The sequence below is a fragment of the Sphingobium sp. WTD-1 genome (assembly GCF_030128825.1).
Lineage (GTDB): Bacteria > Pseudomonadota > Alphaproteobacteria > Sphingomonadales > Sphingomonadaceae > Sphingobium.
Map to the genome: position 1 here is coordinate 731,731 of NZ_CP119127.1, position 20,011 is coordinate 751,741.

20 protein-coding genes are annotated in these 20,011 nt (G+C 66.0%); 13 read left to right on the top strand and 7 right to left on the bottom strand.

Annotated features, from left to right (window positions below):
• Positions 1 to 91 precede the first annotated feature (91 nt).
• From N6H05_RS03740 to N6H05_RS03755, 4 genes are read left to right on the top strand one after another with little or no spacing between them, the layout of a single operon-like run.
• Entirely contained in the window at positions 92 to 1,606 is a 1,515-nt protein-coding gene (locus N6H05_RS03740; RefSeq protein ID WP_017500972.1) for an MFS transporter, read from the top strand.
• 29 nt (positions 1,607 to 1,635) lie between these two features.
• Positions 1,636 to 2,826: an SGNH/GDSL hydrolase family protein gene (locus N6H05_RS03745; RefSeq protein WP_284112760.1), complete on the top strand. Its 1,191-nt coding sequence runs from the start codon at positions 1,636 to 1,638 to the stop codon at positions 2,824 to 2,826.
• Complete coding sequence (locus tag N6H05_RS03750; protein WP_284112761.1) at positions 2,823 to 3,788, top strand: glycoside hydrolase family protein; 966 nt, start codon at positions 2,823 to 2,825, stop codon at positions 3,786 to 3,788. Before N6H05_RS03745 ends, N6H05_RS03750 begins: the two co-directional genes overlap by 4 nt.
• 46 nt (positions 3,789 to 3,834) lie before the next feature.
• Complete coding sequence (locus N6H05_RS03755) at positions 3,835 to 4,884, top strand: LacI family DNA-binding transcriptional regulator (RefSeq protein ID WP_099230609.1); 1,050 nt, start codon at positions 3,835 to 3,837, stop codon at positions 4,882 to 4,884.
• 92 nt (positions 4,885 to 4,976) lie between these two features.
• Here N6H05_RS03755 and N6H05_RS03760 read toward each other — a convergent pair whose 3' ends face one another.
• The 7 genes from N6H05_RS03760 to rhmD all read right to left on the bottom strand — a co-directional run bounded on the left by N6H05_RS03760 (position 4,977) and on the right by rhmD (position 11,818).
• The gene (locus N6H05_RS03760) at positions 4,977 to 5,795 is read right to left on the bottom strand and encodes an alpha/beta hydrolase (protein WP_284112763.1); all 819 of its coding nucleotides are present in this window, start codon (positions 5,793 to 5,795) and stop codon (positions 4,977 to 4,979) included.
• Positions 5,782 to 6,822 carry a glycoside hydrolase family 43 protein gene (locus N6H05_RS03765; RefSeq protein WP_284112764.1) on the bottom strand — a complete coding sequence of 347 codons (1,041 nt, stop codon included), beginning with the start codon at positions 6,820 to 6,822 and terminating at the stop codon, positions 5,782 to 5,784. The genes N6H05_RS03760 and N6H05_RS03765 overlap by 14 nt, the downstream gene beginning before the upstream one ends.
• Complete coding sequence (gene rhaT, locus N6H05_RS03770; RefSeq protein WP_284112765.1) at positions 6,822 to 7,886, bottom strand: L-rhamnose/proton symporter RhaT; 1,065 nt, start codon at positions 7,884 to 7,886, stop codon at positions 6,822 to 6,824. Before rhaT ends, N6H05_RS03765 begins: the two co-directional genes overlap by 1 nt.
• A complete protein-coding gene (locus N6H05_RS03775) occupies positions 7,883 to 8,785 on the bottom strand; it encodes an amidohydrolase family protein (RefSeq protein WP_284112766.1) in 903 nt (300 codons plus the stop codon). The genes rhaT and N6H05_RS03775 overlap by 4 nt, the downstream gene beginning before the upstream one ends.
• 181 nt (positions 8,786 to 8,966) lie before the next feature.
• Positions 8,967 to 9,716, bottom strand: a complete 750-nt coding sequence (locus tag N6H05_RS03780; RefSeq protein WP_004209347.1) for an SDR family NAD(P)-dependent oxidoreductase — start codon at positions 9,714 to 9,716, stop codon at positions 8,967 to 8,969.
• Positions 9,713 to 10,570 carry a 2,4-didehydro-3-deoxy-L-rhamnonate hydrolase gene (locus tag N6H05_RS03785; RefSeq protein ID WP_284112767.1) on the bottom strand — a complete coding sequence of 286 codons (858 nt, stop codon included), beginning with the start codon at positions 10,568 to 10,570 and terminating at the stop codon, positions 9,713 to 9,715. Before N6H05_RS03785 ends, N6H05_RS03780 begins: the two co-directional genes overlap by 4 nt.
• A gap of 27 nt (positions 10,571 to 10,597) precedes the next feature.
• On the bottom strand, positions 10,598 to 11,818 hold the full coding sequence (rhmD, locus tag N6H05_RS03790; RefSeq protein WP_004209345.1) for an L-rhamnonate dehydratase: 1,221 nt from the start codon (positions 11,816 to 11,818) through the stop codon (positions 10,598 to 10,600).
• A gap of 134 nt (positions 11,819 to 11,952) precedes the next feature.
• Here rhmD and N6H05_RS03795 point away from each other — a divergent pair, with 134 nt between their 5' ends.
• From N6H05_RS03795 to kduD, 9 genes are all read left to right on the top strand, one after another.
• Positions 11,953 to 12,780 (top strand): IclR family transcriptional regulator, encoded by an 828-nt coding sequence (locus N6H05_RS03795; protein WP_284112769.1) that lies wholly within the window; start codon positions 11,953 to 11,955, stop codon positions 12,778 to 12,780.
• 17 nt (positions 12,781 to 12,797) lie between these two features.
• Entirely contained in the window at positions 12,798 to 13,562 is a 765-nt protein-coding gene (gene lra1 / locus N6H05_RS03800) for an L-rhamnose 1-dehydrogenase Lra1 (protein WP_099230597.1), read from the top strand.
• A 64-nt stretch (positions 13,563 to 13,626) separates the two neighbouring features.
• Positions 13,627 to 14,433, top strand: a complete 807-nt coding sequence (locus N6H05_RS03805; protein ID WP_099230595.1) for a rhamnogalacturonan acetylesterase — start codon at positions 13,627 to 13,629, stop codon at positions 14,431 to 14,433.
• Entirely contained in the window at positions 14,430 to 15,401 is a 972-nt protein-coding gene (locus N6H05_RS03810; RefSeq protein WP_279727237.1) for an alpha/beta hydrolase, read from the top strand. The genes N6H05_RS03805 and N6H05_RS03810 overlap by 4 nt, the downstream gene beginning before the upstream one ends.
• Positions 15,398 to 16,156, top strand: coding sequence for a (Fe-S)-binding protein (locus N6H05_RS03815; protein WP_284112770.1), 759 nt, complete (start codon positions 15,398 to 15,400; stop codon positions 16,154 to 16,156). Before N6H05_RS03810 ends, N6H05_RS03815 begins: the two co-directional genes overlap by 4 nt.
• A complete protein-coding gene (locus N6H05_RS03820) occupies positions 16,153 to 17,568 on the top strand; it encodes a lactate utilization protein B (protein ID WP_284112771.1) in 1,416 nt (471 codons plus the stop codon). Before N6H05_RS03815 ends, N6H05_RS03820 begins: the two co-directional genes overlap by 4 nt.
• Entirely contained in the window at positions 17,565 to 18,203 is a 639-nt protein-coding gene (locus N6H05_RS03825; RefSeq protein ID WP_284112772.1) for a LutC/YkgG family protein, read from the top strand. The genes N6H05_RS03820 and N6H05_RS03825 overlap by 4 nt, the downstream gene beginning before the upstream one ends.
• 79 nt (positions 18,204 to 18,282) lie before the next feature.
• Positions 18,283 to 19,122 (top strand): 5-dehydro-4-deoxy-D-glucuronate isomerase, encoded by an 840-nt coding sequence (gene kduI / locus N6H05_RS03830; RefSeq protein WP_017500956.1) that lies wholly within the window; start codon positions 18,283 to 18,285, stop codon positions 19,120 to 19,122.
• Between the two features lie 49 nt (positions 19,123 to 19,171).
• Positions 19,172 to 19,927 (top strand): 2-dehydro-3-deoxy-D-gluconate 5-dehydrogenase KduD, encoded by a 756-nt coding sequence (gene kduD / locus N6H05_RS03835; RefSeq protein WP_284112773.1) that lies wholly within the window; start codon positions 19,172 to 19,174, stop codon positions 19,925 to 19,927.
• Positions 19,928 to 20,011 lie beyond the last annotated feature (84 nt).

The following is a 20,011-nucleotide window of genomic DNA, read 5'->3' on the forward strand; positions in this document are numbered from 1 at the left end:
GCCGTTCACTATGTGGCATATATCTCATATGCCCGCGCGCGTCAGAACAAGAGCCCAAGCGCCGATCATTGCCCTAGGCGGAGGACCTGAATTGCCCGAGACTGCCCCATCCACCGCGCGTCCCGTCCGCCTGCAAAATTACCTCGCCTATGGCTCCAACGACGTGCTGGGCGCGGGATCGATGGCGGTCATTTCCGGCTGGGTGCTGATCTTCTACACGCAATTCTGTGGTCTTAGCGCCGGGCAGGCCGCGACCATCTTTGCCGTCGCGCGCATCCTGGACGCCTTCGCCTCGCCGATGATCGGCTATATTTCCGACCATTTCGGCGGCACCTGGCTGGGCCGCAAGTTCGGCCGCCGCCGTTTCTTCATCCTGGCCGCGATCCCGCTGCTGCCGAGCTTCGCCTTGATGTGGCTGCCGGGTCAGGGCTTCTGGTATTATCTGGTCAGCTATGTGCTGTTCGAGCTGGTCTATGCGATGGAGATCATTCCGTTCGAGACCCTGGCGGCTGAAATGTCGACCGACTATCGCACCAAGGCGAAGTTCGCCGGGTCGCGCATATTGTTCGGCCAGGCATCGGCGATCCTGGCCGGCTTCCTGCCGCTGTGGCTGATCAACGCGCTGGGCCGGGACAGCGCCGACACCTTCTTCTACATGGGCATCATCTTTGCCGCCCTGTTCATGGTGACGGCAGGGCTGCTCTACCTGTTCAGCTGGGAACGGCATCTGCCTGGATCAGCCGAGGCGATCGGCCAGCATCCGGTCGGCGCGGGTGGGCCGGGACAGGCGCTGAAGGCGCTCTACCGCAACCTGTTTTCCACCATGCGCATCCGCGCCTTCCGCCTGCATCTGGGCATGTATCTGGGTGGCTATATCAGCCAGGACATTTTCAACGCGGCCTTCACCTTCTTCGTGATCTTCGCACTCGCCGGATCGACGGCGATCGCATCGGGCCTGCTGGGCACCATGTATATCGTCCAGTTCGTGGCGGTGATCATCGCCATCAACCTGGCGCTGCGGGCGTCGCCGGCCAAGGCCTATCAGGTCGCCGCCGCCGACTTCGCGGTCGGCTGCCTGACGCTGATCGGCCTGTGGTTTGCGGGCGTGCCGGCGACCAGCCCGTGGATCTGGCTGCCGATCATCCTGTGCGGCCTGGGCCGCGGCGCGCTCAACTATATTCCATGGGCAACCTATAATTATATGGCCGATGTCGACGAGATCGTGACCGGGCAGCGCCGCGAAGGCAGCTTCGCCGGGGTCATGACCTTCGTCCGCAAGGCGACGCAGGCGGCGGCCGTCGCCGGCGTGGGCTTCATCATGCAGGCTGGCGGCTTCGTGTCGGGCGCGGCGGAACAGAGCCATGGCGCGATCCTGACCATGGCGTTGCTGCTGGGCGTCGGCACGGTCGGCTGCCTGGGGCTGGGCATCTGGGTGTCGACCAAATTCCGCCTGAGCCCGGCGACGCACGACATATTGATGCGCGAGATCGAGCATCTGCGCAGCGGCGCGCGCACGCCGACGTCGCCGGTCGCGGCCGAAGTGGTCGAGGATCTGTCGGGCTGGCGCTATGACCAGCTGTGGGGCCGCAATCCGGTCGCGCAATAAGGGCCGGTCAGACAATAAGGGAGAGGGACATGGGCAAGAGGATGCTGTTGGGTGCGGCGCTGCTGGCGATGGTCGCCGCGACGCCGGCGCAGGCCCAATATTGGTCGCGCAGCTGGATGGCGGCGCCCTTGGTCAACCGCGCCCCGCCCGAGAAGCATCCCGATCTCAACGACCGCACCGTCCGCCAGGTGGTGCGCCTGTCGAACGGCGGGCAGCGTATCCGCATCCGCCTGTCGAACGAAATGTCGGTCAATCCGCTGCTGGTGGGGAGCGTGCATGTCGCGCTGGCCGGCGAGAATGGCGCGATCGTGCCGGGCAGCGACCATGTCGTGACCTTCAACCAGGCGCAGGGCGCGACCATCCCCGCGCGGGCGCCGCTGTTGAGCGATCCCATCGACCTGGCGGTCAAGCCGCTGACGCGGATCAGCATTTCCATCCATCTGCCGCAGGGCGCGGCGGATGCGACCGTGCATAGCTATTCGGCGGCGACGACCTGGACCGCGCCGGGCGACCAGACCGGCGCGCAGACGCTGACCAGCCCGACCGTCATCGGGCCGCGCGTGGTGATTTCCGCGGTCGAGGTCGACAATGCGAAGCGCGGCACGGCGATCGTGACGCTGGGCGATTCCATCACCGATGGCGTGCGCGCCACCCCCGACAGCAACCGGCGCTGGCCCGACCTGCTGGCCGAACGGCTGCAGAAGGCTGGCCGCAAGAGCGTCGGCGTCGCCAATGCCGGGATCAGCGCCAACCGGCTGCTAAGCGAGGCGGATGGCTATAATGCGCTGGCGCGGTTCGACAGCGACGTGCTGGCAGTGCCGGGCGTCACCCATGTCGTCATCCTGGAAGGGGTGAATGATCTGGGCGGGGCCGCGCGCGACAAGCGCCCGATGCTGACGCCGCAGACCGTGATCGGCGCCTATCGCCAGATGATCGCGCGGGCGCATGACCGCAATATCAAGGTCATTTTGGCGACCATCCTGCCCTATAAGGGCGCAGGATACTGGAGTGCCGAGGGCGATGCCGTGCGTATCGCCGTCAATGACTGGATCCGCACGACCAAGGAGGCCGACGGCTTCGTCGACCTGGCCAGGGCGGTGGCCGATCCGGCCGATCCGTCGCGCATGGCCAAGCCCTATGATGTCGGCGACGCGCTGCACCCCAATGACGAGGGGTTCCGCGTCATGGCCGATGCGTTCGACCTGAGGCTGTTCAAATGATCGCGTCGCTGCTGTTGATGGCCGCCGCCGCGAGCGGGCCGGTGGCGCCCAAGCCGCTGCTGCGCGACCCGGTGCATGATGGTGCGGCCGATGCGTCGACCGTCTATGACCGCAAGAGCGGCGAATGGGTGATGTTCTACACCAATCGCCGCGCCGACCTGCCCATGGAGGACGCCAAGGATGTCCGCTGGGTCCATGGCACGGCGATCGGCACGGCGCGGTCGAAGGATGGCGCCAGGTGGCGCTACAGCGGCACGGCGACGATCCCGACCAGCTGCACCGGCGAGACGCTGTGGGCGCCCGAGGTGCAGTGGCTGGAAGGCCAGTGGCATATGTGGCTGACGGTGGTGCCGGGCATCTATCGCGACTGGAATGCGCCGCGCTTCATCGTCCATCTGACCAGCCCGGACCTCAAGAGCTGGACCTGTGGCGAGCGGCTCGATCTCGGCTCCGACCGGGTGATCGATGCCAGCATATTGGCGTTGCCGGGCGGGGGCTATCGGCTGTTCTTCAACGACGAGCGGATGAACAAGGCGATCCGCACCGCCGACAGCAGCGACCTCATCCACTGGACCGTCAAGGACCGGCTGACCGACACGCCGGGCGAAGGCCCCAAGGCGTTTGCCTGGAAGGGCAAATATTGGCTGATCTCCGACGCGTGGAAGGGGTTGCTGGTGATGCGCTCCGACGACGGGACACACTGGACGCGCCAGCCGGACTATATATTGGCCACGCCCGGCAAGGCACCGACCGACCGGGCCAAGGGCCAGCATCCCGACATCATCGTGTCGCGCGACCGGGCCTATATCATCTATTTCGTCCATCAGGAGGGCGAGGACGAGGCGAAGGCCAATCCCGACTGGAAGCGCCGGTCGGTGCTGCAGATCGCCGAACTGACCGAGAAGGACGGGATCGTCAGCGTCGATCGCGATGCGCCGGCGCATATACGACTAAAGCCCTGATCGCCGCGATTTTCCTTGCCCGTAAAAGTGGCTAGGAAGATGGACGATGCAGAAAGCCGCGAAGAAGAAGCCGCCCACGATCCGCGAAGTCGCCGCCCGTGCCGGCGTGTCGATGATGACCGCGTCGCGCGCGATCAACGGCAAGGCGCTGGTCAGCGCCAAGTCGCAACAGGCGGTCGAGCAGGCGGTCAAGGATCTGGGCTATGTGCCCAATGCGTCGGCGCGCGCGCTGGTGGGCAGTGCCGACCGGCGGGTGGCGTTGCTGCACAGCAATTCGACGACATCGGCCTATCTGGGCGAGCTGCTGCTCGGCGCGCTGGGCGAGGCACCGCAGCGCCATCTGCATCTGGTGGTCGAGCAATGCGCGCCCGGCGCCTTTGCCAAGGAGATCGTCGATCAGGTGTCGAAGGCGCATGTCGCCGGCGTCATCCTGCCGCCGCCGCTGTGCGACTGGGCCGAACTGGTCGAGGCGTTGCAGGCGCGCGACATCGCCGTGGTCGGCATCGCGCCCGATGGCGACGTGCCCGGCATGCTGGCGGTGGGGACGGACGACCGCCATGCCGCCTATGACCTGACCCGGCACCTCATCGACCTTGGCCATCGGCAGATCGGCTTCATCTCCGGCAATATCCGCCACCGCGCCAGCGCCCGGCGCCTGCAGGGCTTTCGCGACTGCCTGGCCGACCGGGGCATAAAACTGGACGAGCGCTGGATCGTGCCGGGCGACTTTTCCTACCGATCAGGGCTGGATGCGGCCGAGCAATTGCTGAGCCTCGACACGCCGCCCAGCGCCATCTTTGCCTGCAATGACGATATGGCGGCGGCGGCGATCACGGTGGCGCATCAGCGGCGGATCAACGTGCCGGGCGACATCACCATCTGCGGGTTCGACGACACCCCGCTGGCGAGCGCGATCTGGCCGGCGCTGACGACGATCCGCCAGCCGATCCGCGACATGGCGCGCGAGGCGATCGGCCTGCTGGGCGCCCATTTCAGCAGCCAGGACGATGGGGCCGGCGAAGAGGCGCTGGGCCGGGTGAAGCTGGATTATCAGCTGATCCGGCGCCAGTCGGATGCCGTGCCCTCACGGCATTGATTACAAGCTGCCAGGATGCTGACGCATCGGCAGCTTGAAACACTCAGGCGCCGCGCGGGCTGATCAAAGCCCGCTTAAGGTGACAGCGAAGTTTACAGGAAGCCGACCTGCCTGAGCCAGGCTTCGCACAGGCGCGGCCAGAGCGAGACGGGCTGATCCGGCGTGTCGAGCGCGAAGCCATGGGGGGCGTCGGCGAAGATGTGCAGCTCCGCGCTGCCGCCCGCATCCTGCCAGGCGCGGCTGAGGCGATGGGCGTTTTCGACCGGCACCACCGGATCATTGCCGGCATAGACGATGAAGGCCCGCGGCGGGCCGGGCCGCAATTGCACGTCGGGCTGGAGCGCATCGTAGAGCGCCTGCTTTTCCACCGGCGGCAGCGGCGGCTTGTCGGCGACGATGGTGCGGCCTTTGGCATTGGTGGAAATGGGCGCATAGCCGATCACCATGACATCGGGCCGCTGCGGCGCGACATCGCCCCAGTCCGCCGGATAATGCGCGGCGAGGCAGGCGGCGAGATGGCCGCCCGAGGAGAGGCCGACGACGCCGACGCCATCAGGCGTCAGGCCGGAGGCGCGGATCATCCGCATCGCGGCGAGCGCATCGTCGAGCGGCGCGGACGGGCCGGTGCCGGCATGGGGGAAGCGGTGGATGAGGACGAAGGCATGATAGCCGAGCGATGTCAGCCATTGCGCGACCTGTACCCCTTCGCGTCCGGCCATCAGCGCGACATAGCCGCCGCCGCCCAGGACGAGCATGGCGCGGCCATTGGGCCGGTCCGGCGCATAGCCGAGCAGCACCGGCCGATCGACGGCGGTGACGATCGCCTGTTCGGGCGCGGCATTGGCGTCTTCCAGCGCGAAGGCGCCGCTTGGCGCGTCGCGCAGCGGCCAGACCAGATCAGCAGCGAGCATTGGATACTCCCATCGGGCAGCCATGGGTGGGATAGGCTTCGCCATCCAGTTCCACGGCCTCGCGCACGACCTCCAGTCGATCGCCGGCGTCGCGCATCTCGTAGAATTTGGCGATCGCCCGCTTGAACGGGCGGTGGAGGACCAGCATCAGCTTGCCATCAAAGGCATGGAACAGCATGCCACGGCCGCTGTCCTGCATGATGAGCGGGCCAAGCTGTTCCCACGGACCGGCGATGGTGCCCGACTTTGAGCGGGCCTGCGCCTGGACATAGCCGCCCTTCCCCCAGCTCGACCAGAGCATCAGCAGCGTGCCGGTCTTGGTGCGATAGAGTTCGGGGCCGTCGGTGACATAGCCCATGTCCCCTTCGGGCTGTTTCTGGCCGATCACCCAGTCGGCCTCATTGGCGCGGAACAGCAATTGCGGCTTGCCGGCGGGCGAGAGATCGTCCTTCAGCGGCAGCGCCTCCATCGTACCGACGCCCATCTGCAGCCATTCATGGGCATAGACCATCCAGGGCTTACCAGCCGGGTCGACATAGAGGCTGCCGTCGAGCGTCATGGCATTGGGCGTAGTGACCGGCTCACCCTTGTGGATAAGCTGATAGGGGCCATCGACCCGGTCGGCCACCGCCAGCAAGGTGGCGCGGCGATAATTGGGGCGCTTGCCGCTGGCCGGGACCGGTGCCTTGTCATTGTGGAAGGTGGCGAAGAGATAATAGCGCCCCTTCCAGCGATGCACCTCCGGCGCCCAGCCGCCGTCATTGGCCCAGCTGTCCTTCGGCAGGGCGAAGGCCAGTTTGGGTGTCTGCCAATGGGCGAGATCGGTGCTGGCATAGGCCATGATGCCGATGCGCGGATCGCCGGTGACGGCCGGGTCATTCTTCGAGAAGAGCCAGTAGGTTCGGCTGCCCTGCTCCGCCACGACGAAGGGATCATGGATGCGCAGATGCGATGTCAGCAGCGGCGCGTCGGCCGCCGCCACCGGGGCGGCGAGCGTCAGCAGCAGGGCGGCGAGCCAGCGACGCATCAGCTCGCCAGCCTGTTGCCATAGCCGATGATGAGGGTGGCAAGGATCAGCAGGCCGACCCCGCTCCACACCATGCGGCGCACCGCCGGCGCGGCATCCTTCCACTCGCGGAAGGCAAAGCCCCAGCAGGTTCCGAAGATGATGATCGAGGCCATGTGCAGCGTCCAGCTGGAGAAGCCGAAGCGGCCCATCTGGCTTTCACCCATGGTGTAGAAGAAGAACTGGAAATACCAGGCCGTGCCCGCCACCGCGCAGAGCAGGAAATTGGGCAGGAGCTTGGGGCGCTGGCCGCTGGCGTCGGGTGCCCCGGCCCATTGGCCCGCCGACTTGTTCCTGGCGATCAGCCAGCCGCACCAGAGCGCGTTGGTGATGAGGCCACCGAACATGACGAGGCAGAGGGTGGGAAGGCCGGTCCACAGGGGGCCGGTGCCGGCGGCGGCCGACAGCGCCTTGACCGGCTCACCGGCGGCGAGGCCGAAGGCAAAGCAGCTCGACATGATGCCGGAGAAGATGGCGACGGCGATGCCCTTCCTAAAATCGAACTCGGCGACGACGGCCGCCTTCTGTTCGGTCGAGAGTGCCGCATCCTTGCGGGCGCCGGCACGGGCGACGACGACGATGCCGAGCACGGTGACGGCCAGGCCCAGCAGGACGATCTGGCCGTGCAGGGTGCCGGCAATTTCCGTCATGAAGCTGCCGTCGAAGATCGGCGGGATGAGCGTGCCGAAAACGGTGCACAGGCCCAGCACCACCGCCATGCCAAGCGAGAGGCCGAGATAGCGCATGGTGAGGCCATAGGTGAGGCCGCCAAAGCCCCAGAGAAAGCCGAAGAAGATGCACCAGCGGACCACCGACGAAGGCACCTGCGCCATCACGCCCATCAGGTCGTTGGTCTGGACCGAGGCGAAGAACCAGGGCGCGATCACCCAGGAGAAGATGCCGCCGGTCAGCCAGAAAATCTCCCAGTTCCAGCGCTTCACGCCGCGGAAGGGGACATAGAAGCTGGCCGAGGCGAAGCCGCCGAGCCAGTGGAAGAGGACGCCGAGCAGGGGATTGGGGGTCATAGCGCAAGTCCCAGACGATAGAGGCGATTGGCGTTGCCGGCGAACATGGCGCGGCGATCGGCTTCGGGGAAATCCGACACGATGGCGTGATAGGCTTCCATATAACGGTCGATCGGGCCGAACAGCTTGTCGGTCGGCGTGTCGCTGGCAAAGGCGCAACGATCGACCCCGAACATGTCGATCGCCTCATGCACCAGCGGCGCGATGCCGGCCATGGTCCAGTCGCGGCGGATGAAGCCCATGCCCGACAGCTTGACCGCGACATGGGGCAGCGCGGCAAGCGCCTTCATGCCCCGGCGCCAGTCGTTGAGGCCATCCGGGTCGGTCAGGACCGGCATGCCCATATGGTTGATGATGACCGGGATGTCCGGGTGGCGCTCGATCAGCGGGACGAGGCCGGGCATCTGCCCCGGATAGCATTGCAGGTCGAAGGAGAGGCCATGTTTGGCGAGCAGGCCATAGCCCGCCTGCCATTGCGGATCGACGGTGAGGTCGACCGGGCCATAGGTGCGCTGGGGATCGGCATGCCAGTTGACGATATGGCGGATGCCCCTGACGCGGGGATGGGCGGCCTGCGCGGCCAGCAGCGCATCGACATCCGGGTCGTGGAGGGCGGCGAAGGCGACGAAGCCGGTGGGAAGGCCATCGACGGCAGCGAGCGTGTCGAGCCACTGGGTCTCGCGCAGCGCGCTTTCCGCGGCCGCGCCGGCATCGACATGGACCGCGCCGATGACGTTCCAGCGGGTAAGGTCTTCGCGATATTGGGCGACGCCATAGTCATGGGCGATCGGCTCGACGCTGCCATTGGGGCCATCGTCCGAAAAGGGCGGGCTCAGCCAGTCGTAGCGGATATGATTGAGATCCCACAGATGGATATGGGCATCGACAAAGGGGATCATGCGTCCTCTCCAGAAACATAAAGTCCGTTCGCCCTGAGCCTGTCGAAGGGTTGGCTGAGCGAAGTCGAAGCCTTCGCCATGCTCAGGCGGGGGCTTCGACTTCGCTCAGCCCGAACGGGGTAGGATGTCTTGCGGCGCGCCGGGCTCTTGGATGGCCGGTCGCGCCGCGTAGAGTTTTGAATCAGAAGGTGGTGCGGCCGCCCGAGGTGTCGAAGGTCGACGCCGTGGTGAAGCTGCATTCCTCGCTGGCCATGAAGCAGACCATGGCGGCCGATTCCTCGACCAGGCCAAGGCGACCCATCGGGATCTTCGAGCGCATATAGTCGACCTGGCTCTGCGGCAGCTGTTCCAGGATCGGGCTTTCGAAGGTGGCCGGGGTCAGCGCATTGGCGATCACGCCCTTGCCCGCCAGTTCCTTGCCGATGCTCTTGGTGAGGCCGATGACCCCCGCCTTGCTGGCCGAATAGGCGCTGGCATTGGGATTGCCTTCCTTGCCCGCGACCGAGGCGAGGTTGACGATCCGGCCATAGCCGTTTTCGAGCATGAAGGGCACGACTTCCCGGTTGCAGTAGAAGAGGCCGTTCAGGTTGATGTCGATCACCCGCTGCCAGCTGTCGACCGGATAGTCCCACACCGTGGCGGTCGCGCCGGTGATGCCGGCCGAGCAGACGAGGACGTCGATCTTGCCCAGCGCATCCGCGCTGGCCTTGGCGGCGGCGGCGACGGCAGCCTGATCGGAGACGTCGAGCGCAACCACATGGGTCGCGCCGACTTCATCCTTGGCAGCGGCGAGGGCGTCGGCGTTCAGATCCCACAGGACCACCTTGCCGCCTTCTTCGACGATGCGCTTGGCGACCAGCTTGCCCAGGCCCGAGGCGCCACCGGTGACGATGGCGCAGCGACCTTCATAGCGTCCGGAAAAGACGCTCATCCGAGCACCTCGTCACCCAGGTGGCGCCATTCCACGACATTCTGCTTCTGACTGCCGAGCTTGGCGATGCCCAGTTCCATGACGTCGCCGGCCTTGAGATAGACGGCCTGCGGCTTCTTGCCCTCGCCCACGCCCGGAGGGGTGCCGGTGATCATCAGGTCACCGGGGTAGAGGGTGATATATTCGCTGACATAGGAGATGAGCTGGGCGACGTTGAAGATCATCGTCCTGGTGTTGCCGGTCTGCATCCGCGCGCCATTGACGTCGAGATACATGTCGAGATCCTGCGGGTTGCCGATTTCGTCGGCGGTCACCAGCCAGGGGCCGACCGGGCAGAAGGTGTCATGGCCCTTGCCCTTGCTCCACTGGGTGCCGCGCTGCTTCTGGTTGAAGCGTTCCGACACGTCGTTGACGAGGACATAGCCCGCGACCTTCGACAGCGCCTCTTCTTCCGACACGAAGCGGCAGGTTTCGCCGATGACCACGCCCAGCTCGACTTCCCAGTCGCCATGGGTCGCGCCCTTGGGCAGCATCACTTCGTCATTGGGACCGTTGAGCGACGACAGCGCCTTCATGAACATCATCGGCTCGGTCGGGATCGGAAGGTTGGATTCGATCGCATGATCCTCATAGTTGAGGCCGATGGCGACGATCTTGCCAATGCCCTTGACCGGCACGCCATAGCGCGGGTCGCCATCGACGACGGGGAGCGACGCGATGTCGACGCCCTTGGCGGCGGCGAGGCTCTCGATCGTCAGGTCGGCGACGACGCCGGACAGGTCACGAATCTTGCCTTCGGCATCGATCACGCCGGGCTTTTCCTGGCCACGCTGGCCGAAACGAACAAATTTCATGGGATCAGTCTTTCTCTGTTCAGGCAATCAGTGGGTATAGGGACGGTGCATCGCGATATCGGGGTTGAGGTCGACGCCGAAGCCCGGCTTGTCGAGCGCGGTCACCTTCATGCGGCCATTTTCCGGCACCGGTTCACCCAGCAATTGCGGGTGGAACATCGGCACCACCTCCGTCGGCCCCGGATGCATCATCAGGAACTCGGCGAAGGGCGAGTTGTGGCGGGTGATGACGAAATGATAGCTGTAGACCGACGAGCCATGCGGCACGACCATCTTGCCATGGGCGTCGGCCAGCGCGCTGATCTTGAGCAGTTCGGTCACGCCGCCGCACCAGCCGACGTCGGGCTGGATGATGTCGCAGCAATCCATTTCCATCAGCATGCGGAAGCCCCAGCGGGTCGCTTCATGCTCGCCGGTGGTGACCAGCATGCCCTTGGGCACGTTGCGCTTGAGCTGCTGGTAGCCCCAATAATCGTCCGGGCTGATCGCTTCCTCGATCCACTTGAGACCCAGCTCATGCGCGGCGATGGCGAGGCGGGTGGCATAGTCGACGTCTAGCGCCATCCAGCAGTCCCACATCAGCCAGAAATCATCGCCGACCTTCGAGCGCATGTCGGCCAGTTCGGCGATATTCTTCTTCAGGCCCTCAATGCCTTCGGCCGGGCCGTGGTGCAGCGCCATCTTGCCGCCGATGAAGCCGAATTCCTTCGCCTTGTCCGGGCGCGCGCCGGTGGCGTAGAATTGCAGTTCGTCGCGCACGGCGCCACCGAGCAGATGATAGACCGGTTCCTGGCGCAGCTTGCCGAGCAGATCCCAGAGCGCAAGGTCGACGCCGGAGATGGCGTTGATGACCAGGCCCTTGCGGCCATAATATTGGGTCGAGAAATACATCTGGTCCCAGATCTTCTCATAGTCGGTCGGCGACCGGCCTTCGAGGAAACGGGCGAGATGCTTTTCGACGATATAGGCGGCGGGCTCGCCACCGGTCGTCACGGCGAAACCGATGGTGCCGTCCTCCGCCTCGATCTCCACCACCAAGGTGCCGAGCACATTGATGCCGAAGCTCTGCCGCGACTGGCGATATTCGGGATATTTCGACATCGGCGTCGCGATGTGATCGTCGATCCAGTGGCCTTCGCCCTGGTCATGATAATCGGCACCGCCGCCGCGCACGGTGAAGGCGCGGACATGCTTGATCTTCGGCAACGTCACGATGGGCACGCTGAAACTCCCTTGGGCCAGACCCATCGCAAGGGGATGGGCAATAACACTTCCACCATATGGACAAAATGCGCACAACGTGGGGCAATTGAGGGGAAGAATCGCGTCCAGCCTCTCCTACACCCTTGTTTTTCTCATTTTGTGGGATAGAGTGTTAGTAGATGAGACAAAATACGTCAAACCCGGAATCGGGTCCGCGAGAGGAAAAGTCGAAGACGCAGGGGTCGCAGACCCTTCAGCGCGGGCTGGACCTGCTCGACCAGGTGATCGACGGGCCGGTGAAGCTCGCCGACCTGTCCGAGCGCATGGGCCTGACGCGCTCCACCACCCATCGCCTCGCCAATGCGCTGGTCGAGCGCGGTTTCCTGACCTTCCTGCCGCGCGAGGGCTATCAGCTTGGCCCCAAGCTGCTGCAGCTCGGCTTCCTGGCGCAGAGCCAGGCCGACGTGGTGCAGATTGCCCGCCCCCATCTGGAAGCGCTGGCCGCCGCGAGCGAGGATGTGGTGCATCTGGGCCGGCTGGACGGCGATCAGGCGCTTTATCTGGACAAGATCCCCGGCCGCCGCCGGGTCGAGATTTCGAGCCGGATCGGCGATCGCCATCCGCTGACATCGACGGGCCTTGGCAAGGCGCTGATGCTGGACGATCCGGAAGCGGGCTGGACCCGACTGCTGGAAAGCGAGCGGGAGAACGGCACCCATGATGCCGACCCGGCGCAGTGGCTGGAGCGGATGCGCGGCTATGTCGCGGCCGGGCGCGCGTTCGACCTGGAAGAGAATGAGGACCAGATACGCTGCGTTGCCGCGCCGATCCGTGATGCATCCGGCGCGATCGTCGCCGCCATCAGCCTGTCGAGCGCCGCCCAATATATGGATGACGAGCGCATGGCATCGCTGAGCGACGAGGTCCGCGCCGCCGCGCAGAAGGTCAGCGCCGATCTGGGCTGGACCCCCGGCGTCAAATCCCCCCGCCGCCCGGTGCGGCGCTAATCCAAGGAAATGCTCGCATGAAGCTGCTTGAAGGCAAGACCGTCCTCGTCACCGGCGCATCGACCGGCATCGGCCGGGCGGCCGCCATCGGCGCCGCCCAGCATGGCGCCGACGTCGTCATCAACTACGCCCATAGCGACGGCCCGGCCGCCAGCTGCGTCGCCGAGATCGAGGCGCTGGGCCAGCGCGCGATCGCGGTGAAGGGCGATGTCGCCGATCCGCAAACCGCGCAGGACTTCGTTGCCAAGGCGGTCGAGGCGTTCGGCAAGGTCGACGTGATGGTCAGCAATGCCGGCATCTGCCCGTTCCATGGCTTCCTCGACATGCCGGTCGACGTGGTGGAGCGCACCTTCAAGGTGAACCTGCACGGCGCCTATTTCATGGTGCAGGCGGCCGCGCAGCAGATGGTGAAGCAGGGCCATGGCGGGTCGATCGTCGCCGTCTCCTCCATCTCCGCGCTGGTCGGCGGCGAGTATCAGACGCATTACACCCCGACCAAGGCGGGCGTGCATTCGCTGATGCAGTCCACGGCGATTGCGCTCGGCAAATATGGCATCCGTTGCAACAGCGTGCTGCCCGGCACCATACTGACCGAGATCAACAAGGATGATCTGGCCGATGTCGAGAAGCGCGAATATATGGAAAAGCGCACCCCGCTCGGCCGCCTGGGCGCGCCCGAAGACCTGGCCGGGCCGATCGTCTTCCTGGCGTCGGACATGGCCGCCTATGTCACCGGCGCGGCGCTGCTGGTCGACGGCGGCATGTATGTGAACCTGCAATAAGATATTGAGCGCCGTCATTCCCGCGAAAGCGGGGATGACGGTATTCAGGAAACAGGACATGCCGATGAGGATCGTCACCAAAGCCGCCGCCGCCCTCGCCCTGCTGGCCACGCCCTTGCCGGCGCTGGCGACGCAGCCGGGTGACACGATCCTGATCGCCAGCGATTCGACCGCGGCCAATTACAAGAAGGGCAATTATCCCCAGACCGGCTGGGGCATGATGCTGGGCTGCGGCCTGTCGCCCGAGGTGCGGGTGTCCAACCATGCGATGGGCGGGCGGTCGACCCGCACCTTCATCGAGGAAGGGCGCTGGACCAAATTGATGAGCGAGCTGATGCCCGGCGACACGGTGCTGATCCAGTTCGGCCATAATGACGCCTATCGCGCCAAGCCGCAGCGCTGGGCGCCGGCGCAGACCGACTATCGCAACAATCTGCTGCGCTTCATCTGGGACGTGCGCAGCGCGGGCGGCACGCCGGTGCTGGTGACGCCGGTGACGCGGCGCAGCTATGGCGCCGACGGCAAGGCCAAGGCCGACTTCGCCGAATATTCCGCGGTGATGCGCGAGCTGGCGGCGAACGCGCATGTGCCGATCATCGATCTGGAAGCGCTGTCGCGTGCCTGGGTCGACCGGGCCGGGCCGGACAAGGCGAAGGCCTATTTCCTCCATTACAAGGCGGAGGACAAGATGCCCGGCTTCCCCAAGGGGATCGATGACGATACCCATTTCAGCGAACTGGGCGCGCGCAATGTCGCCGATCTGGTCGCCGGTGGCCTCAAGGCGCTGAACCTGCCGATTTCGGCCAAGGTACTGGCGAGCCGGCCGGCACTCGATCGGACCACGCCGCTGGGAAGGACCGAATGCCAATGACCATGCTTGACCGTCGCGGCCTGTTGACCGGCGCTGCCGTTGCCGCCGCGCTTGCGCCGATGGGCGAGGCACTGGCGCAGAGCTTTCCGCTGCCCCAGGGATTCGTCCGCTTTCCGATCTGGCCGGGCAAGGCGCCGGGCAGCGAGCATGTGACGGTGAAGGAAGTGGAGACGCTGCGCCGACCCGACAGCGGGCCTGACGATGGCGTGTTCGCCCATATCGTGACCCCGACCCTGACCCTGTTGCGGCCGGCAAAACCCAATGGCGCGGCGATCATGCTGATCCCCGGCGGCGGCTATAGCCGGGTGGCGATCGGCCATGAGGGCTATTCGATCGCGCGCCGCTTTGCCGAGGCCGGCTATGTCTGCTTCGTGCTGCTCTATCGCCTGCCCGCCGATGGCTGGGCCGCCGGGGCCGAGGCGCCGCTGCAGGATGCGCAGCGCGCGCTGCGGCTGGTGCGGTCGATGGCGGCCAAGGAGAAATTCGACGCCAACCGGGTCGGCGTGATCGGCTTTTCGGCCGGCGGGCACCTGGCCGCCTGGCTGACCAGCCGGGCGCCGGTGGAAAGCTACAAGCCGGTCGATGCCGCCGATCGCGAGCCGGTCAAGGCCGCCGTCGCGGCTTACATGTATCCGGTGATCCAGATGGAGGGGCCGTTCGTCCACAAGGGGTCGCGCACGCAATTGCTGGGCGAGAATCCGAGCGCGGAGCGGATGCGCGCCTATTCGCTGGACCAGGATGTGAGCGCGCAGACGCCGCCGGTGTTCCTGGCCCATGCGATCGACGATCCGGCGGTGCCGGTCGACAACAGCATCGCCATGCTGGCGGCGCTGCGGGCGCAGAAGATCCCGACCGAATGCCATTTGTTCGAAAATGGCGGCCATGGCTTCGGCATTACGGCGCAGGCCCAGTCGGCGGCGCCCTGGCCGGATCTGTTCCTGGCCTTTGCCAAGAGGCATGGCGTGTGACCCAGCATAAGGTTGCCCTGTTCGTCACCTGCCTGGTCGACATGATGCGCCCGCGCATCGGCTTTGCCGCGATCCGCGCGCTGGAGGCGGCGGGCTGCGACGTGGTCGTGCCCGAGGGCCAGACCTGTTGCGGCCAGCCGGCGCTCAACAGCGGCGATACCGGCCATGCGATCGCGCTGGCCAAGCAGACCATCGTCGCGCTGGAACCCTATGAAGCGGTGGTGGTGCCGTCGGGATCGTGCGGCGGCACCATCCGTTGCCATTATCCCGAGCTGTTCGAGCATGATCCGGAGTGGCTGCCGCGCGCGCGGGCGGTGGCGGGCAAGACATGGGAGATCATGGCCTATCTGGACGAGATATGCGGGTGGAAGCCCGAGGGCGTGCAGGTGGATGCCAAGGCGACCTATCATGACAGCTGTTCGGGCCTGCGCGAGCTGGGCGTCAAGGCGCAGCCGCGCCGGTTGCTGAAGCCGATCGCCGGGCTGGAGCTGACGCCGCTGGCGGGCGAGGAGACATGTTGCGGCTTTGGCGGCACTTTCTGCGTCAAATATCCCGCCATTTCCAACGCGATCGTCGGCGAGAAGGCGGACGCGATCGAGGCGACCGGCGCCGACCTGCTGCTGGCCGGCGACCTGGGCTGCCTGATGAACATGGCCGGCAAGCTCAACCGCCAGGGCAGCAAGGTCCGCGCCTTCCACGCGATCGAGCTGATCGCCGGCATGGGCGACGGTCCGGCGATCGGGGAAGAGGCATGAGCGGCGCACCGACCGAGGCGACCAGTTTCAAGGCGCGCGCCGATGCGGCGCTGGCCGACCGCATCCTGAAGGTTGCGGTCGAGCGGACGGCGGGCACGGCTGAGGCCAAGCGCGCCGTCGCGGTCGACGCCTTTCCCGATTTCCAGGCGGCGCGCACCCGTGCGGCGGCGATCAAGGACCATGTCGTCGCCCATCTGGGCCATTATCTGGAGCAGTTCGAGGCGAACGCGACCGCCGCCGGGGCGAAAGTCCATTGGGCGCGCACCGCCGACGAGGCCTGTGCCATCGTCATCGCCCTGTGCAAGACGGCGAAGGCGAAGAGCGTCGCCCGCTCCAAGTCGATGCTGGGCGAGGAGATCGGCCTGCCCCATGCGCTGGCCGAGGCCGGGATCGGCCGGGTCGAGACCGACCTTGCCGAACATATCATCCAGCTGGCCGACGAGCGGCCCTCGCACATCATCTGGCCGGCGATGCACAAGACCCGCGAGCAGGTGTCCGCCCTGTTCAAGGCCAAGCATCGCACGCCGCATGAGGAAGAGACGATCGCCGCCATGGCGGAAAGCGCGCGGCGCGAGTTGCGCACCCAGATGCTGGGCGCGGATGTCGGCATTTCCGGCGCCAATTTCCTGATCGCCGACACCGGCGCGATCTGCACCGTCACCAATGAGGGCAATGCCGAGTTGTCGCTCGTCCCGCCGCGCGTCCATATCGTGACCGCCGGGATCGAGAAGATCGTGCCGAGCATGCCCCATGCCGTGCATATGCTGCGGATGCTGGCGCGGTCGGCGACCGGCGCGGCGCTGACCCAGTACACGACCTTCTACACCGGCCCCAAGCGTCCCGGCGACCGGGACGGGCCGGAGGAGATGCATATCGTGCTGGTCGACAATGGCCGCACCCAGATGCGCGAGGAAGGCTTGGCCGAGATGCTGCGCTGCATCCGCTGCGGCGCCTGCATGAACCATTGCGTCGTGTTCCGCCAGATTGGCGGCCATGCCTATGGCGGCACTTATCCGGGGCCGATGGGCGCGGTGCTGACCCCGGTGCTGGACGGGCTGAAGCAGAGCCGCGATCTGCCCAACGCCTGCACCATGAACGGCAAATGCCAGGAAGTGTGCCCGGTGCGCATCCCGCTGCCGACGCTGCTGCGCGGCTGGCGCGAGAAGAGCTGGCGCGAGGGGCTGGAGCCGCAATCGCTGCGCGCGGGGCTCAGCCTATGGGCCTGGGTCGCGACCCGGCCGCGCCTCTATCGGATGGGCACCGGCCTGGCGGTGCGGGCGATGCGGCTGCTGGGCAGCAAGGGCTGGATCCGCACGCTGCCGCTGGCCGGCGGCTGGACGCGCTATCGCGACATGCCAAAGCCCGCGGCGCAGACCTTCATGGAGCAATATCGCAAGGAAAACGGCCGATGAATGCGCGCGAGGCCATCCTTGGTCGCCTGAAAGATGACAGCGACATTGACATAGCAGCGGAGGCTGCGGCGCTGCTCGGCACGCCGGAGCGACCGGCGGTCGATGTCGCTCATGTCGAGGCGGAGTTTCTGGCGCGGCTGGCCCTGCCCAGCGTCAGCGCCAGTCATGACGTTATCGAAACGATATCCGACCTGCCTGCTGCGGTCGCGCGTTATCTGGATGCGCAGGGCGAGGCGCGCGCACTGTGCCTGCCGCCCGACCCGCGCCTGTCGGGCTGCGACTGGAGCGGCTTTGCCCTGCATCAGGATGCCGCGCCGGACGAGGCGGCGGCACTGGCCATCGCGCGCAAGGGCATTGCCGAGACCGGATCGCTGATATTCGAGACCAGCCCGCAGGCGCCGATGCTGCCCAATTTCCTGACGCTGCACCATCTGGTGCTGCTGCGCGTCGCGGACATCGCCCCCTGGCTGGAGGAGGCGCCGCTGGCCGGGCCGCAGCCGCGCGCCCATTACTGGATCACCGGCGTGTCGGGCACGACCGATATCGAGGGCACTTATGTGCGCGGCGCCCATGGCCCCCGCTTCCTGCATGTCATCCTGCTGCGCGGCGATTTTCCTCATATGTCGGAACAATAGTCCACATTCCGGGAAAACAGGCTTACATTCGTCGCCTGCGCCGTTATAAGCTTCGCCAAAGTTTAGATGGAGATTCCCGATGTTCGACAAGACCTATTATGCGACCCACCCCGACATGATGGAGTGCGTGTCGAACGAGGAGCTGCGGGATCGCTATCTGATCGGCGGGCTGTTCCGTGACGGCGAATGCGTGCTGAACTATACCCATGCCGAGCGGTTCGTGATCGGCGGCGTGGCGGTGGCCGATGCCCCGGTGAAGCTGCCGGCACAGACCGAGCCGGCCTCGGCGGCGGGCCATCCCTTCCTGGAGCGGCGCGAGCTGGCGATCGTCAATGTCTCGGGCGTCGAAGGCACCGTGACCGTCGACGGCGAAGTCTTCACGCTGGGCAACAAGGATTGCCTCTATGTGACGATGGGCGCCAAGGATGTGGAGTTCGCCGGCGCCGGCGCGCGTTTCTATCTCGCCTCCTGCCCGGCGCACAAGGCGTTCACCACCCGCAAGCTCGGCATCGCCGACGCCAATGCACTGGAGCGCGGCAGCCTGGAGGAATCGAACGAGCGCACCATCTTCCAGCTCGTCATCCCCGGCATCTGCGACAGCGCGCAGCTGGTCATGGGCCTCACGGTCCTGAAGCCCGGTTCGGTGTGGAACACCATGCCCCCGCACATCCATGAGCGCCGCAGCGAGATTTATTTCTATTTCGAGCTGGATGGCGATGCCGACCGCGTCTTCCACTATATGGGCGAGGGCGACGCGATGCGTCACATCGTCATGGCGAACGAGGAAGCGGTGATCTCGCCGCCCTGGTCGATCCATATGGGATCGGGCACCAAGGCCTATGCCTTCATCTGGGCAATGGCCGGCGAGAACCAGGACTATACCGACATGAACGTGCTGGACATCTGCCAGCTGGCCTGACGGTTTTTTGCCTCTTCCGCGCGAGCGGGAGGGGCCAGGGAGTCCTGACATGAGCACTATCTTCGATCTTGGTGGCAAGGTCGCCATCGTCACCGGCGCCAATACCGGCATCGGCCAGGCGATCGCGCTGTCGCTCGCGGCGGCCGGCGCCGACATTGCGGCGGTCGGCCGCACCCCGGCGGAAGAGACCGTCGAGAAGGTCCGGGCGCTGGGGCGCAAGGCCGAGATCGTCTCGGCCGACCTGTCGAGCATCGAACCGGTGCAGCGCGTCGTCGACGAGACGATCGCAAAGCTGGGCGGGCTCGACATATTGATCAACAATGCCGGCATCATCCGCCGCGCCGACAGCGTCGACTTCACCGAGGAAGACTGGGACGCGGTGATCGACACCAATTTGAAGTCGACCTTCTTCCTGGCCCAGGCGGCCGGGCGGCACATGCTGGCACAGGGTAGCGGCAAGATCGTCAACATCGCCTCGCTGCTGTCGTTCCAGGGCGGCATCCGGGTGCCGAGCTATACCGCGTCGAAGAGCGGCGTCGCTGGCCTCACCAAGCTGCTGGCGAACGAGTGGGCGGCTAAAGGCGTCAACGTCAACGCGATCGCGCCGGGCTATATCGCGACCAACAACACCGCCGCGCTGCAGGCCGACGAGACCCGCAACCGCCAGATCCAGGAACGCATCCCGGCCGGCCGCTGGGGCGACCCGAGCGATATCGGCGGCGCGGCCGTGTTCCTGGCCTCGCCGGCGGCCAACTATATCCATGGCCATATCCTCGCCGTCGATGGCGGCTGGCTGGCCCGCTGATATCCCGTCCTGCGCCCGTTCCTGATGGGCGAGCGCAGGACAACCCCGACCCAAGAGGAGGGCTCAGCCTCCCGTTTCATCACA